Source organism: Clostridium rhizosphaerae, from assembly GCF_016765585.1.
Classification (GTDB): domain Bacteria; phylum Bacillota; class Clostridia; order Clostridiales; family Clostridiaceae; genus Clostridium_AT; species Clostridium_AT rhizosphaerae.
Window position 1 is genome coordinate 1338410 of record NZ_JAESWC010000002.1, and the last position, 16834, is coordinate 1355243.

At 33.6% G+C, this 16834-nt stretch carries 8 protein-coding genes; all 8 read right to left on the reverse strand.

What is annotated here, in order from left to right; translation table 11 throughout:
* Positions 1 to 64 precede the first annotated feature (64 nt).
* The gene (gene gnpA / locus JK636_RS09440) at positions 65 to 2239 is read right to left on the reverse strand and encodes a 1,3-beta-galactosyl-N-acetylhexosamine phosphorylase (protein WP_202748571.1); all 2175 of its coding nucleotides are present in this window, start codon (positions 2237 to 2239) and stop codon (positions 65 to 67) included.
* Between the two features lie 110 nt (positions 2240 to 2349).
* Positions 2350 to 3228: a carbohydrate ABC transporter permease gene (locus JK636_RS09445; RefSeq protein WP_202748572.1), complete on the reverse strand. Its 879-nt coding sequence runs from the start codon at positions 3226 to 3228 to the stop codon at positions 2350 to 2352.
* A 4-nt stretch (positions 3229 to 3232) separates the two neighbouring features.
* Complete coding sequence (locus tag JK636_RS09450) at positions 3233 to 4114, reverse strand: carbohydrate ABC transporter permease (RefSeq protein ID WP_202748573.1); 882 nt, start codon at positions 4112 to 4114, stop codon at positions 3233 to 3235.
* 84 nt (positions 4115 to 4198) lie between these two features.
* Positions 4199 to 5485: an ABC transporter substrate-binding protein gene (locus JK636_RS09455; protein WP_202748574.1), complete on the reverse strand. Its 1287-nt coding sequence runs from the start codon at positions 5483 to 5485 to the stop codon at positions 4199 to 4201.
* Positions 5486 to 5606: 121 nt separating this feature from the next.
* The gene (locus JK636_RS09460; RefSeq protein ID WP_202748575.1) at positions 5607 to 6203 is read right to left on the reverse strand and encodes a YesL family protein; all 597 of its coding nucleotides are present in this window, start codon (positions 6201 to 6203) and stop codon (positions 5607 to 5609) included.
* A gap of 323 nt (positions 6204 to 6526) precedes the next feature.
* Positions 6527 to 8131 carry a response regulator transcription factor gene (locus JK636_RS09465; protein WP_202748576.1) on the reverse strand — a complete coding sequence of 535 codons (1605 nt, stop codon included), beginning with the start codon at positions 8129 to 8131 and terminating at the stop codon, positions 6527 to 6529.
* A gap of 2 nt (positions 8132 to 8133) precedes the next feature.
* Complete coding sequence (locus tag JK636_RS09470) at positions 8134 to 9909, reverse strand: sensor histidine kinase (protein ID WP_202748577.1); 1776 nt, start codon at positions 9907 to 9909, stop codon at positions 8134 to 8136.
* Positions 9910 to 10529: 620 nt separating this feature from the next.
* Positions 10530 to 16592, reverse strand: coding sequence for a discoidin domain-containing protein (locus JK636_RS09475; RefSeq protein WP_202748578.1), 6063 nt, complete (start codon positions 16590 to 16592; stop codon positions 10530 to 10532).
* Positions 16593 to 16834 lie beyond the last annotated feature (242 nt).

Consider the following 16834-nt stretch of genomic DNA (forward strand, 5'->3'; position numbering starts at 1 on the left):
AACATTTAGGCTTTATTAATAGCATAAAAACTCGAGCATCTATCTCGAGTTCTTAATAATTATCTTAAAAAATTTCCGTGGAAATCCATTTTATTTCATATGGATTAAGAGTTAGCTTTTCAATATTATTTTTATCAGTGTAAAGTTCTGTTTCTTGTTCTTTATCTGAGTTATTTATCACTGCCACATTTCCTGCCTCCAAATATGCAGCGCACTCTGTATTGCAATTTGATGTATACCAGTTAAACATCTCTTCTTCTCTTGATGCCGCCCAATAAATTGCTCTAAGAAGTATTCTCACATTTTCTGGTGTATATGGAAGTCCTGAAATATACACTGCTCTACCATTGCCAAATTCATTTACAGCAAGATTTATATCACCTTTGTCCATTGAAAGAATCTTAGTGTTTTCTTGAGCCGCATAAACATACTTCATTCCTTCACCAAAGTTTATTTCTGACTGTTGATCTTCTAGAATAAAGTGCTTTCCATCATAAACATTGTCATGTCTTGTGTAGCTTAGTGTGTAGCCCATTTCCCTATCTACGCCTAATATATCTGACATCTGGAAAAACCTTCCTTGGTGCTGATATGCTGTTGGCTCTCCTACTCCAATGAATCCGCCGCCATTATATACCCATTCTCTAATTTTACCTGTAACTTCATCCTCTATCCAATAATTGCGTCCTGACCACGCTGTTCCAGCATCACCAGCATTGATAATCACACTTATATCATCTGGTATGCCATTTTTCTTTATATCCTCAAAGCTCATGAATACTACATCCACAGGCATTCCACTCAAGCATTCTATTACTCCTACATAAGAGTATATTTTTTTATACCATAATGCATGTGCCACCATGTTGCACTGCCAGCTTCTTAGCTTTCCCCAAGAATTAAGAACAGCCACCTTAAATTTTCCAGTATAAGCTTTTGTTCCCTTCATTCTATTATGAATTTCTCTGAACTCATTAGTAATCTCTTCTACTTTATCTACAAAGTCAGGGAATTTAAGAGCAAGACTTAAATATCCGCCATATCCCATTCTATCCACTGGTTTTCTTAGTATAGCCCTTCTAGCTTGCACCCAATTTTCTACCGCTTCTTTTGTAGGATTTCCACCTTCATAAAAGGTATCTGGGAAGAAGTATGGAAGGAATCTTCCCTCTGTATATTTAACATGAGGAATATCTGAAATCAGTCTTAATGTTGCCCCGCTTCCTACAGAACCTACTACAGAATCTACTCCAATACTTCCAAAATAATCTCCGTATGGTTCTGTTCCAATCCAGTTGTCTCCTAAGAACATCATAGCTTCTTTTCCATAGCTGTGGCATAAATCCACACATTTTTTAGCATTTTCAGCTACAAAGCCTTGAACAAAATCAACCCAATCTAAAAATTCCTTAGAAGGCACTCTAAAGGGGGAATTATAGTATCCTTCGTCAACAAAAGCTTCTGCTCTCAGCTTGTAGCCTTTTACCTTTTCAAATTCATCTATTGCCTCAGGGCTCACACTTGCACTATATCCAAACCAATCAACAAATTTTTCCTTAGCTTTGTCATCATAAGCTATAGTGAAATGATAGAAAAATGTGGTGAACCTCACAACATCTACACTTGGATTTTCTTTAAGCCAATTTTCTAAATAGTTAAAGATACGTTCTCTAGTCTCTTCGTGAATTGCATCATAAGGCATCTCTGGTGGTGTAGTCCAATTATTTGTTAAATGATTGTACATTTGAGTTGTATCCCATACCTGATATGCTAAAAAGCTTACTGTATACCTATGCCACTTTTTAGCGCTAGTAATTGCTACTATTTCCCTATCACAGTCAAAGTACCAGTTGTTCTCTTCCAGCACCTCCCCAGTAGATCTATCTATTACTTCCCAATATCTTTTAACATCATGATTTTTATCTATTTCAAATTGCTTGCTAAAATATCCTTCCAAGAGATTTATTTCTAAAACTTCAGCTGTTGCAGTATTATGTTTAGACATTAAGTACTGCATCTGTAATTGATCCTTATGGGAATAAGCCCATTGCTGATCATTTCTTACAGTTAAATAGGTTGTATAAACCTTAACTGCCATATCCATTAATTCCTTTGAAAGTACAGTTCCATCACTATTTCTGATAGCATCTGCACCCCATTTTTCTATAAGTCTTTTCACCTCATTATCTATGCCTGTTTCTGCTGGTAAAGTAAATCTGCCTTTATTTAAAGTTTCCATAAATATTTTCTCCTTCCAATCGAAAATCCCTGAGTGACCAAAAACAACTCGCTGCCGCTCGTTAGGTCACCCGTAAAAGCCCATTTAGGGCTTTTCCCCCCTGTGAATTATTATTCTTTTACGGCACCCGCTGCTATGCCGCTAAAAATGTATTTTTGAAATAAAAAGTATATTACAAGTGTTGGAATCATAACAATGACCGCCGCTGCACTGAGCTTTGGTACTGATGATGTTCTTGGATCCTGTATGAAATTGAAAAGCAAAGTGCTTAAGGTTTTATGGTTGGCCCCTGGCATATATAAAAATGGAATATACATATCATTTAATACATCAACAGCTTTAAGTATGCCTAAGGTTGCTGTAGCAGGGATAACCATTGGGAAAATTATCCTCCAATATATAGTGAAGTAGGAGGCTCCATCAATCATAGCACTTTCGTCTACAGCAACAGGTATCTGCTCTAAAAATTGATTATATATATATATCTGCATTAAGTCCGCACCAGCATATATAAGTATTGGTGCCAAAAGAGTATCATAAACATGAAGCTTAGTTATAAGACCAAATCTTGATATTTCTGTAACAATACCAGGAATTATCATTCCTACTAAAAAAATAGCATAGTATGCCTTTTTAAGCTTAAAATTAAATCGGGTTAAGCAATATGCTACCATTGTACTAAGCAAAGAATTTATAACAACAGCTGCTACCACTAGTATCATGGAATTTTTAAAACCTACAAGCACATGGCCGCTTTTAAAAACATCCTTATAATTCTCAAGGTAAAGAGTGGTTGGTGGTTTAATAGCTGATTCATATCCAATCTGAGGCAAGGTTTTAAAAGATGCAAATAATGTTATAAGCATTGGTAAAATAACTATTGCAGCTATAAAAATAAATACAAATAACTTTAGCAGTTCCCCTCCGCTTACTTTTTTCTTAGTACTGCTAAAGATAGTTTTTTTCTTTGTTTCAATCTTTGCTTCCATTTTATCACCTCTTTAAATTAAATAATTTCTTTTGAATAATAGAGAATATTATAATTATTACCATTAACACTGCAGCCATAGCGCAGGCCAATCCAAAGTTATTATATTGAAAAGCTGTATTTATTGTCTGTACTGTAAAGGTTTCGCTAGCATGATTCGGACCTCCGCTGGTCATAACATATGGGATATCAAATACCTGCAGAGCCCCTCTTACGTTCAAGAACAGTACTATTTCTACTACGGACTTAATATTAGGCAGTACAATACGGTAAAATTGCTGAAAGCTATTAGCACCATCAATAAAAGATGCTTCAATCATATCCGGTGGAAGAGATTGAAAAGCTGCTAAAAAAAGTATTATATGAATGCCTGAAAATCTCCATAAAGAAACTCCAGTAAGAGAATAATTTACAATGCTTGGATCACTAAGCCATCCAATTTTATTTAAGTGGAAAAATTGAAGCATACTATTTAGTACCCCATCTTGAGAGCTGTATAGAAATGTAAACATACATGCTACTGCTACTCCATTTATAATATACGGTAAGAATGTAATTGTCTTAAACATCTTGCAGTATCTAACTCTGTTGTCTAATAAAAACGCCAAAAATAATTCGATTGGAATAAAGAGCAAATGTCCAAAAAAATATATTCCATTGTTTTTTAAAGCTGCCCATACCTCTGGGGAATCAAAGATTATCTTATTAAAATTTTTAAGTCCTACATAATTATATGTTGGGCTCAATCCATCCCAATTTGTAAAACTTAAACCTATTAACTTTATAAGTGGATATATCATAAATAATAATATTAAAATAGTTGGTATAAATAAAAAGCTTCCTAATACTAAGTTTTGCTGCATTTTTAACTTATTATTTTTAAACATATTCTGCCTCCTAGCCTATTAATTAAAAGAAGAATAAAGTAGCTTTCAGGCACCTTATTCTTCTTCAATTAACTATTTTACTTATTAGTTACCTCTTGCTTTTTTCCATTGTGCATTTAAATCATTCATAATCGAATCTAAACTAGTTTTTCCTGCCATCTGTTGTTGACCTAATCCCTTAACGTCAAACTTCATAGCATTCATTACCTTGTTATAATTGTCATCATAGAAAACTGTAACTGGCTTAGCATCAACACCTTCAAAGGCTTGAGCAAAGAACTTATCGTCATAATTTACACCCTTAACAGTAGGTTTTTGTTGTAAAGCACCTACTAATTTCGCATAGTAATCACTGCCAAAGAACCATTCAAGGAATTCTTTTGCTTCCTTTTGATTTTTACAAGTCTTAGGAATTCCCCAGAAGAACTCTGTCATTGCAGTAGTATAGAATGGATCGCTAGTTGTATTTCTAGTTGGTAATAAGAAAACTCCTAAATTCTCGTCTTTTCCGCCATTTTGATTATAATCACCTTTGTACCAGGATCCAGCTGCCATCATAGCACCTTTTCCTGCTACAAACATAGCTCTTTCTTGATCCCAACCATAGCCAAGTGGATCATCTCCAGATACCTTTACATCATATAGCTTTTGGATTTTTTCATATGCATTGTAAAATGGTTGTCCTTTTGTAAAAGGTGCATCTTGGGTAGCCATCTTATTGTAATATTGTCCATCTCCCGCTTCAAGCATTGGCATATATTCATTAAATGGATAATCTGGCCATCCATCCTTGCCGCCTATTAATAGTGGTGTATATTTCTTTCCATCTTTTATTGTTTGGCAAACCTTCAAAAATTCATCCCAAGTTTTAGGTACTTGCAAGTTATACTCCTTGAAGATGTTCTTATTGTAATAAACAAATTCATTAAATGCAGATTGCGGTATTCCAATTACATTGCCTTTAATCTTTGTTTCATTGGCATAGAGGTTATTTTGAGTTGCTTTTAAATCATTTAAAGGTACCATTGTATCACCGTAAAGAGTTAATTGAGCTTGTTGAATTGGAAATACATCTGGCAGCTGATTGGCTGAATTTCTTATTTTCATTGTATTGCCATATTCCTTTGGTGCTATGTGTTCGATTTCAATTGTTACATTTGGATGATCTTTCTTATAAGCATCTGCTAGCTTATTAGTTTCAGATAAATATTTATAGTCTTCTTCTCCCCAAAGAGCCAATTTAAGAGTTACCTTTTTGTTATTGTCAGCTGTTGCTGTTGGCTGTGACTTTGAACACCCTGCAAAAGCGCTTAGTAGTGTTATTCCCACTAAAGTTAGACCTACTTTTTTTAGTAAATTTTTTTTAATCATTTTTTTCCCCCCTTGACTTCATATTTATATTTTAATTTTTTCCACTATTTTATTGAATGATATAAATTAATGTTTTTTTGATTTATATTATTCTCTTAATAGAGATAAGCTTAAGCTTCTTCTAATTAATAAATTTTTTAAGAGTTTTTTCAATTAGATAAGTGGAAATCAGAGTATAGAAACCTACTAAAAATAAGGCAAAGGAAGGCTTAAATGCTGTAAATAGTATTAATGCTATAAGAATTGCTACAACTGCCACACTAATAAACAGATGCTTATAAGCCAATATTACAGAAGTTTTAATTAAATCTAATAATGTCATATTAAACCTTGCAGTTAAAGGGAATATAAAGACACCTATTAGTAGAATTTGAAGTACAATAAACCATTGGAAGCTTTCTAGCCATATATATTCGCTGCCAAGTTTATGCAGCTGAAATATATTATAAATACTTAAGGATAAAATCATGGTTATAACCGATCCAATAGGCAGAGATTGCTTAAAAACTTCCTTATAGCCCTTTATAAAATCACTATATATATTATAGCTGTTTCCTCTTATCTTTTTTCCATAAACATAATATAATGCAGAGGTAGAAACTCCAATTGTCACTATTGGCAAGCTTCCTAAAAACCATAACAGATTTAGCATAAATGTTTCATAGACTAATATACAAAATTTATATACTGGACCATCAAGGTTAAGTAATCCTTTCATTACTGAATTTTCTCCTTTCACTCGAAACACTGGGTAATCTTGAACACTCGCTCAGCTCGCAGATTACCCGTTGAAGTCCATTTAGGACTTCAACCTCCTTTCACTCGAAACACTGGGTAATCCTGAACACTCGCTCAGCTCGCAGATTACCCGCTAAAGTCCATTTAGGACTTTGTCTTCGACCACGGGTCAACCTAAACGCGCTCGCTTTCGCTCGCAGGTTCCCCGTAAAAGTCCATTTAGGACTTTGTCTTCGACCATGGGGCAACCTAAACGCGCTCACTTTCGCTCGCAGGTTGCCCGTAAAAGTCCATTTAGGACTTTTACCTCCTTATGATATTATTTTTGTATTGATTGGGACTGACTCCTACATGCTTTTTAAATGTTCTGCTAAAATGTTCAATATTGGGATAACCTACTTTATCACATATTTCATATATCTTCATATCAGTTTTGTTTAAAAGTTCCTTAGCCTTTTCTATCCTTACACTAGTTAAGTATGTAGTAAAATTATCTCCTGTTTCTACAGTAAATATCTTACTAAAATAAGCTTTGCTAAATCCTATTGATTTGCTTATCATATCTAATGTTACTTTATCGCCATAATTCTTATGAATAAAATCCTTTGCCTTTTTAATTGCTTCATTCTCCCTTTGATTTATTTTTCTCAAAGATGTAATAACTCTTGTCAGAATCATTAATATCCAGTCTTCTATTTCTGATATAGTATCAAATTTTCTTATCTCGCTATAGATATTTAAATCTTCGCCCAAAATATCTTCAATATTATTATCTTCATCCTTAACTATATATTGAATTATCATTAATACTATTTCTAAGTAATAAATATAAATATTTTCAATTCCGCCTATTAAAGATAGTTCATTTAATTTAAAAATTCTTTTCATCTCTTCTAAACACTTCTCTTCATCAAGCCTATCCAGTGCTTCTAATAATCCATTTTCCTTACTCATTTCCATAACAATCTGTTGAGTAACATTATTCTTTTTGTTTTTCTTTATCTTATTTAAATCTTCTACGTTTTCAGGATAAATGTTTTTTCCCTTACCGTAAATAAATCTAAATCTAGCATTTTTTTGTGCTTCGTCAATTAAAGATTTAATGTCCTTAATATTTCTGCCAACTTTGCTAATACCAATAGTTACTTCTATGTTTAAAAAATTTAAGAGGGCATGTCTCACTTTATTTATCATCTCTAATAATTTTTCCTTTACACTGTCAATAGATGAATTGTCAAAAGTTAATATGATGGCATATTCTTCAGGTGATATTGAATAAATTTCTCCCATATTTACAGTTTCAAAAATTTGAGTAACAGAATTTTTTACTGAAGTCTTAAGCTCTTTAATATCGCTATCTTCATACCTTTTCTCAACTGTTTTAAAACTATCAATAAGCAAGGAGCAGCAAATAAAGTTTTCTCCTTTTATTCTTAATACACCACTCTCTAAATCCTTCTTAGTAAATCCTCCATATATTAATCTTCTAACTAATTCATTTCTATCAATACTCTTATTTTTGCCATTTTCTTTTTTACCCTCTACCGCCGTAAGAACCATTCTAAGAATTTTATCTGGTTCCATTTCAGTTTTTAAAATATAATCATGTATTCCCAGCTTAAATGCCCTTCTTACAAGTGAATAATCTTCATAGGCACTTAAAACTAAAAATTCAATATCACTGACCAGCTTTCTGCTCTCCTCAATAAGTTCAATGCCATTCATAACAGGCATATTAATATCTGTTATTACAATATCAATATCGCTCCTAGCTTTAATTATTTCAAGAGCTTTGCTTCCATTTGCGGCCTCTAAAACCTCATCAAAACCATAAATATTCCAATCTACTAAAGACTTTAATGCAAGTCTTACAATAGGCTCATCCTCAACTAATAGCATTCTATACATACTTAGTCCTCCTTTTCCATTAACACAGGAAGTATAAGCTTTACTCTTGTATATTTATCCTTTTCACTTTCAATTTTTACGCCATATTCTTCACCACAGTTTAAGCTTATCCTGCTTCTAATGTTTTCTATTCCTATGTGCTTAATGCTTGTCTCCTTTTTTTCTTTAGCTGCAAATATATTTTTAATCTCTTCCTCCGTCATCCCCCTGCCATTATCTTCAACCTCAAAAATAAGGTATCCTTCTGAAATATAACCTGATATTATAATATTTTTTTCTCCTTCTATCTCATTAACTCCATGAATAATTGCGTTTTCTACTATTGGCTGTAAAATTAACTTAATAATGTAAAGTTCTTTTACTTCCTCCTGAACCTTAATCATAAGATTAAAATCGTTTCCAAACCTTACCTTCATTATTTCCGCATAATTATCAAGGTAGTCCAATTCTTCTCTTACAGTAATGAAGGTTGATTCATCTCTAAAGGTTGCAGACAGAAGTTTCATAAATGAATCTGTTACTTTCCTGATGCTTTCTGCTTTTGAGATCATAGCCATTAATTTAATTACATTTAAGGTATTATAAATAAAATGAGGATTAATTTGAGCTTGTAAAACCTTGATTTCTTCCTTAGAACGCTCTCTTTCCTTTAAATCCCTCTCTATCATAAGCATCTTAATATCATTAAGCATCTTATTATAATTGCTTCCAAGTTCATTAATTTCTTCTAAGTTTGTATTTATATTTGCGATTTCATCAAGTCTTCCATCTTTAATATCTTTCATCTTTTTTACAAGCTCTTTTATTGGCTTTAAAATATCCTTAAAGAAGGTTTTGCAATATAAAATAAAGAACAAATTAAAACCTATAAATATAAATAAGAATATTTTCATAATATTAGATGTATCCTTAGTTAGTACCTTATAATCAATTATATTTATAACAGTCCAGTCAGATTTTTCTGAAGTGTATTTTGATATATACTTAGTGTCCTTTTTATATTTATACTTATAACTATTTAAATTTTTATCATTAATATCCTTAAGGTATTCCACTTGTGATATGTTTTTTCCTAGCAAGTCCTTATCTGGAGAAATTACAATTTTGCCCTTTGAATCCACTATAATCATTTTTCCAACATAATCATTTGTAAATCTAGAATAAATAGAATTTAGCACTTCTGTTTTAATTTCAAAATATATAAATTCAGTTGCAGTGTTATACCAGCTATATTCTGGACTGATTCCTACTAGAAAATCGATTCTACTAGCATTCACATCACCAGAACTATTAAAATTATTTATACTAAAAACCTTCTCTTTATTTTTTATACATTCTTTATACCAAGAACTATTCTTTACCTCACCATCGTCTTTATAAAGAGGTTCCTTATACTTGAATACTTGTCCATTCTTTGAGAAAAATACTATTGAATTTATTTCTCCTTGATAGGCATATAAGTAATCGAGCTTAGCATCTATCTTTTCAGTAGCTTCTACCTTTGTAACGGAATCCTTTTCCTCATACCATCCATTTACAAGAGGCAGCAATTCCTTTTCATTTGCAACCTTTGCCGTATCTAGAGATATTCTTCTTAGCTCTATCTCAATATCCATTGATAGCTGCTCCATGATTTGTTCTACCTTCTCATTATAGTGGGAAACTAAAACTCCTTCATAAAGCTTGTTAACAATAATGCTTATAGTAATAAAGGGTACTACTATAAAAATAATGAAACTGTTTACAAATTTCCTTGACATGCTTTTACTTTTTATCATATTATACTACCTCATCTCAATAATAATACAAAATGGTATATGTAATAAATATATTGATAAAATATCATATAGATATAATTACCACCATAGTTTAATTATAACAATTTTTATTAAATATACATTATAAAATTTTTGCTAAAAATAGTTCTATATTGATACTACCACAACTAGGGGCGGTTCATTACTTTTCTTCATTTTGTTGAAAAGTAATGAACCGCCCCCTATAGGCCCCTTGAAAAAGGGATACAAGCCTTCAAGCGAATTTTTTGAACAGGATTATGAATTGACGAACCTTGAATGATTTAAATTATATATCATTTGTATTATAAAACAAATGATATATAATAACATTTTTTTGATTTATATTACCTTATATCTTCATTTTCATAGCAACCACCCATGCTGCGTGCAGCACAACCACGGATAAAAATGATGCCTGAAGGCTATTTTCTAATTAGTTGTTTATTTGGTTTATGCATAATTAAATTTATACAACACTTTCGGCCTCTTTAGGTGACACATTTTACTTTTCTATCAAAAACCAGGGGCTGCTACTCAGCTAACTCTTCAGTTAGTTGTGCAGCAGCCCCTTCTTTCATTAATACAGTTCAAGTTATTACTTAGTTAGTTTTTCTTTTCCTAATGCAAATCAAACAACCACTTAACATTATTACCACACCAAATACTATTAAACTAGTCATGTCTACTGGTGAACCAGTTTTAGCTAATTTACCTGCATTTGAAGTAGCATCTTTGTTCTCAGTTGTATTATCTTTATTGGAGGTATCTTTTTCTTGGTTGTTTGTATTGTCATTATTTTTAGAATTACCTTCCAATAAGCTCTTTTCAACTACAAAGTAATCACTACAGTGGTCTGCATTATAGGATATATACCCATCTGCGTCTACTTTACAGGTGTCAACAACTTCATAGGTATTTTTATCCTCATAGTATCTGCATACATTAACTTCTTTTCCTGCAAAGTCTTTACCTACAAATACCTTAATTGTAAACTTGCCAGGCAGTGGACCATCATAACTAAAGGAGAAAGGAGCTATAGATGTTTCTTTACCAACTAAATCCTTAATCAATTTTGATTCTTTATCTTTAAGTTCATTAGAAACAACTTTTAATGCAAGATCTATATCTTTATCTGTACTGTTCTTTAAGTCTTTTCCATTTATAGTCCAACTAATACCATCTTTTTGGAAGGTTATAAGTTTATCTTGTCCCTTTATTGAATTTAGTACATCCTTACTAGCTATAGTATTTTTTGTAATATCAACTGCTATTTTAGACTTATCAGCTACTGTATTTATTACTTTAACTAAAGCTGAAGCATCATTTACTTCATTCTTAGTCTCCACTTTAAGCTGTCTACTTATAAATACATTAATAGCCTTATTTAATGCTGCTGTACCTGAATCAATTACATCTTGGGCAGCATTCTTATTATCAATTATTTCTTCTGCTGCTTTTATTGCCTTAGATAATTCGTCTTTAGCATCCTTAGTATATTGGCCTTCTGCTGTTCCTATTACTGCTGCATCTAATTTAGCTTGCGTATCCTTTATAGCCAATATTAATGCACTCTTATCTACTATAGTAGGTTTTGCTGTAACAGTTACATTTGCTACTGCCTTTATATCTGTTCCTTCTACTGTACCATTTACTGTAAAGCTTCCTTCCTGAGCATATTTTGAAGCATCAATAGCATCCCATGTTACAGTAACTTCCTTAGTGGTATTATCACTATACACTGCTGTAACCTTTTCTGGTAATACTGGTGCTGTTCCTGCTTCTGTTGTTACATTTACAAGATTTATACTTTCAATTTTTACTTGTATAGGCTTTGCTGTAACAGTTACATTTGCTGCTGCCTTTATATCTGTTCCTTCTACCTTGCCCTCTACAGTAAAGTTTCCTTCCTTTGCATATTTTGAAGCATCGATAGCATCCCAAACTACACTAACTTCTTTAGTTGATTTATCACTATATACTGCTGTTACCTTTGCTGGAAGAACTGGTGCTGTCCCTGCTTCTGTTGTAATATTTACTGGATTAATACTTTCAATTTTTACTTGTATAGGCTTTGCTGTAACAGTTACATTTGCTGCTGCCTTTATTTCTGTTCCTTCTACCTTGCCTTCTACAGTAAAGCTTCCTTCCTTTGCATATTTTGAAGTATCGATAGCATCCCAAGTTACTTCAACATCTTTGGTTGATTTATCGCTATATATTGCTGTAACCTTTGCCGGCAGCACTGGTGCTGTTCTCGCTTCTGTTGTAACATTTACTGGATTAATACTTTCAATTTCTACCGGTATAGGCTTTGCTGCTACAGTTACATTTGCTGCTGCCTTTATATCTGTTCCTTCCACCTTGCCCTCTACAGTAAAGCTTCCTTCCTTTGCATATTTTGAAGCATCAATAGCATTCCAAGTTACATCAACATCCTTGGTTAATTTATCGCTATATACTGCTGTAACCTTTGCTGGCAGTGCTGGTGCTGTTCCTGCCACTGTTGTAACATTTACTGAATTTATACTTGTAATTACTGCTTCTGGTTCTTTATATACATTAATTTCTGCTGCTGTTGCATAGCCGTTGGCGCCTTCTATAGCTTCAAGTTTTACATAGGAAGCATTTACAGGGGTAAATGAGCTAACTTTTTCCTTAGTATCATTCTCCCAAACTCCCATATCCACCTGAGTAAAGTTAGTACCATCCATACTTACATAGGTTTTATATAAAGTTATTCTACCATTTTCACTAGTTTGTCTTGGCAAATATCTAAGCTGGTTGATCATATACGTACCGTGAAGATTTATAGTTAAAGATTGAGGTAACGGAACATATGTTGACCAACTTGAATGCCAGAATGTGTTGATATCACCATCTAACGCATTGCTTGCAGGTGCATCCTCACCACTGGTTTCTTCACTAGTTGCGGTTATTGACATCTGTGACTGTGGTATTTTTATTGAATTTGGATTTGGAATAGACTTCTCCCTCTTGCTTCCAAACACCTTAAACTCATAAAAGCTTGCCCATGTATTATCCAGACCTGTTATAGTAATACGAACATATCGGACACTATTTGCAGTTAAAGTATCCTGCTGAACCTGTTCTGTACTAGTGTTATTAGTTTTATCTACTTTTAATGTCCAATTTTCATCATCAGGAGAAACTTCTATTTTATACTTATATGCCTTGCCATCTACTTCCCAAATAGCTTCTGTTCCTGATATATCATAAAAATCTCCTAAATCCACCTTCCACCAATGTCCTTCAGAGCCATCATCGGCACACCATCTTGTAGAACTGTTGCCATCATTTCCAGAGGATGCAGGATTCTGACTTTGCTCTGAATCAGAACTTGCTTTTTTTCCTTTTGCTACATTAGTTTTATCCCAATAGACTTCTACTTTTCTCATTGCAGGTAATTCATTAACACCACCTGCAAGTTCATCAATATCTATACGAAGGTATTGAATTCCTTGTGCTTTAAAGTCATCAGGAAGAAAGTTCTGCCCAGTTGCTTGATTTTTAACCACCTGATTCCATGTGCTGCCATCCTTTGAAACCTCAATTCTATAGGTATAGTGTACGCTATCCTTTCCCCATAGTATTTTACAACCAGACAAATCATACTGCTTACCTAAATCCACCTGCCACCATTGTGGTACAGCTTTATTAGCCCTCCACACTGTTGCAGTATCTGCATCAACTGCTAAATTCGGTTTACAATCAGCTTGAGAGCTGCTTGCAGTTGCATTTTTATTTAAAGCAAGATCTATTGGCTTTTCCACCTGTTGATCCCCACTATCAGACTTTAATACGCTGAAAATTTTAAATTCTGAAATACCTATAGGCTGCACAAACTCAGGAATTGTTAAACGTACATATCTTGCATTACTAGCAAAAGCATTATCTTGTCTTTGTGCAGTACTTTCATTTTGAGTTTTATCTACAACTGTTACCCAGTTGTTATTATCTTCAGAAACTTCTATTTTATATTTTAATGAAGTGTCAATTGTATCTAAAACTAATTCTGCTCCCGTCAGATTATAATTTGCACCTAAATCTACTTTCGCCCATTGAGGAGTTGTTGTTTTTGCTGGACGCCAGGAGGTACTTTCCGTTAAATCATTTAAAAATGAAGCCCCTTTGTCACTTTGTTCACTACTTACAGTGACGGTTTTTCCGAAGGAAATATTTTCACCTTTAAGAGGGTTATTTCTTTCATCACTACCACCTGGAACGAGAACCCCATTATAAGGAATAGTTGTAATTTCAGCACTGCCTGAAGCTAAGCCTGCTACTGTCGCAGTAAGTGTTATCTTTCCAGCAGTAAGTGTTGACTTTATTAAAACTGGTGCGATTCCTGCTTCTGCGCTCACAGGATTTGCCTTGACTCTTGAATCTCCATTTCCAACTAACATCCCTGGACCAGATAAATTTAATGAAATTGAATCCTGTGCTGTAGAAACTATATTTCCATCTTTATCCCTCACTGTTACATATGCCATAGAAATATCAGAACCATCAGCAACAAACTCTTTTCCACTTGAAGCAAATTCAATTGATAAATGATCTGCAGCTCCTGGAGTATTAACCTTATTAGTTGCAACAACATTCCCATCTATTAATCCCTCTGCTCGTAATGTGCCTGGTTCCCATGGAACGTTTTTAAAGGTAAAAATTGGATGAGCAATAACCCCAACATTTGTGTCTGGACTATTTGTAGCAATAAGCCTATCATTTAGATATAGTTTTACCTGCTGACAATTGCTCATTACACTTACATCTTTTGGTGATGAAGCAGTCCAGTTATTTGCTATAAACACCATAGGTCCGCTGTCAGCATTACTAAGTTTTATATTAGGATCTCTCTGACTTTGCAAGAAATAATAGTTAAACTTTGGATAACGATCTATATCAACAATCCCTGAGTGACATATAGCAGTCTCTGTCCCTCTATTATAATCATTAAAACTCCAAAGGGCATATCCTGATATTCTAGGATTTGCATTGGTACCACACCAATCAAAATATCCAGTTCCCCCCAAAGCCGTCTGACGTGAAGTACAACCATTTATCATATCAACTTCACCATATCTTCTTGCAGAACGATAACCTGTTGTATCACTTGCACCTTCAGACCATTCATCTCCCCATTCTCTTGTAAAGAGAGGCTTATCAGCAGTATCTACTTCTTTATAATTTACATCGTAGATTTCTTTTCCATAAGCTGAATAGTCAGCGGATACGTAGCATTGATCACCTGGGTATTCTTTATGGGCTGTATCATACATTCTTTGTGCGAAATCTTTTGGAACCACAGTCTCATTAATGCTTGATTCCCATAGCACTACTGAAGGACGATTTCTGTCACGACGTATTTCATCTTGTGTATTTTGAACAACTCTGTCTTGCCAAGTATTTCCTCCAAAATATTGCCATCCCGGAGTAGGTTCTACAACTGCAATTCCTAGTTCATCACAAGCATCAAGAAATGCTGGAGACTGAGGGTAGTGACCAGTACGAACACAGTTAAAGCCTGCATCTTTAATCTGCTTAGCATCAGCATATTGTAGTGAGTCAGGTGCCGCATTACCTATATATAAATAATCTTGGTGACGATTAACCCCTGAAAGTAGTACCTTTTCACCGTTTATAAAAAACCCTTTATCTGCAGTAAATTTAATTGTTCTAATTCCTATTCTTGTCTTATAATCGTCAACATATGTATCCCCATTTTTTACCGTTGTATGAACGGTGTATAAATATGGATTATTAGGGGACCATAAATTTGGATTTTGAACCTTTAAGGTTTGCACAAAAGTATTATCCCCACCAGCATTTATAGCTTGAGATGCACTTGTATCTTTTGCTACAACATTACCTTGAGTATCAACTATTGTAGTTTCTATGCTGCAATTATTTGCTGTGTAATATTCATTTTTCACATTTGTTTTTACTTGTACTGTAGCCTCTGACTTGCTTACCTCTGGATAAGTTACAAATACTCCTCCGTCTGCAACTTTATTAGCATATACTGGATCAGTAACATGAAGCTTATCAGTTACAATAAGAGATACGTTTCTATAAATACCTCCATAGTAAGCAAAATCTAATCCTTGTTGAGGCTTACCAGGAGGTGTATTAGGGTCATAACTGTTATCAAGTCTTACAGAGATAATGTTTTCTCCTGTAAAATTAATATGATCTGTTAGATCAACAGTAAATGGAGTGTATCCTCCATAATGTGTTGTAAGTTTAGTACCATTAAGCCAAACTTCAGCATTACCCATGGCACATTGAAATTCTATAAATATTTTTCTTCCACTATAGGATTTATCTAATGTAAAATGCCTTCGGTACCAAACAATTCCTTGATAACATGGAGTAGTCCCTTGCCAATCCTTTGGTTCTAATCGAGCAGTATGAGGCAAATTAACTGCTTCTAAGTAAGAATCGTCAAAATCAGAGGCCTCTGCCCCTTTAATATCTCCCCTGTAAAACAGCCAACCTGTGTTAAAATTCATCTTTACTCTATTTGTGGCTTCAGAACTATAAGTTTCTACTGCTTGTACATTCATCGGAATCATAAAGCTGCTTAGAATTAGCATTAGCACCATAATTAATGCAGTTATTTTAGGAAATTTTTCATTCCCCATTTAATTCCCCCCTTTGGATTTTTTAACATTTAATATTAAAGCTCCTTATCCTTTAAAAGTTCTCCTTGAGCTTCTCGCCTCCCCTCTTTTTTTAATTGTTACAGCCTAAATTTTCTTTTTATAGTTTAGTATCTATTAATGTGCCAAAATTACCATGCAAGAGCCTGTTTTATGAATTTCTAAAATAAAACATTTTATTATAAAAAGTACCATGCTAGCAATTTTAGCATGGTACTTCTTTC

Coding starts and splice junctions, on each gene's coding strand:
- gnpA (WP_202748571.1), bottom strand. CDS start 2,239: ATGGAAACTTTAAATAAAGGCAGATTTACTTTACCAGCAGAAACAGGC.
- JK636_RS09445 (WP_202748572.1), bottom strand. CDS start 3,228: ATGGAAGCAAAGATTGAAACAAAGAAAAAAACTATCTTTAGCAGTACT.
- JK636_RS09450 (WP_202748573.1), bottom strand. CDS start 4,114: ATGTTTAAAAATAATAAGTTAAAAATGCAGCAAAACTTAGTATTAGGA.
- JK636_RS09455 (WP_202748574.1), bottom strand. CDS start 5,485: ATGATTAAAAAAAATTTACTAAAAAAAGTAGGTCTAACTTTAGTGGGA.
- JK636_RS09460 (WP_202748575.1), bottom strand. CDS start 6,203: ATGAAAGGATTACTTAACCTTGATGGTCCAGTATATAAATTTTGTATA.
- JK636_RS09465 (WP_202748576.1), bottom strand. CDS start 8,131: ATGTATAGAATGCTATTAGTTGAGGATGAGCCTATTGTAAGACTTGCA.
- JK636_RS09470 (WP_202748577.1), bottom strand. CDS start 9,909: ATGATAAAAAGTAAAAGCATGTCAAGGAAATTTGTAAACAGTTTCATT.
- JK636_RS09475 (WP_202748578.1), bottom strand. CDS start 16,592: ATGGGGAATGAAAAATTTCCTAAAATAACTGCATTAATTATGGTGCTA.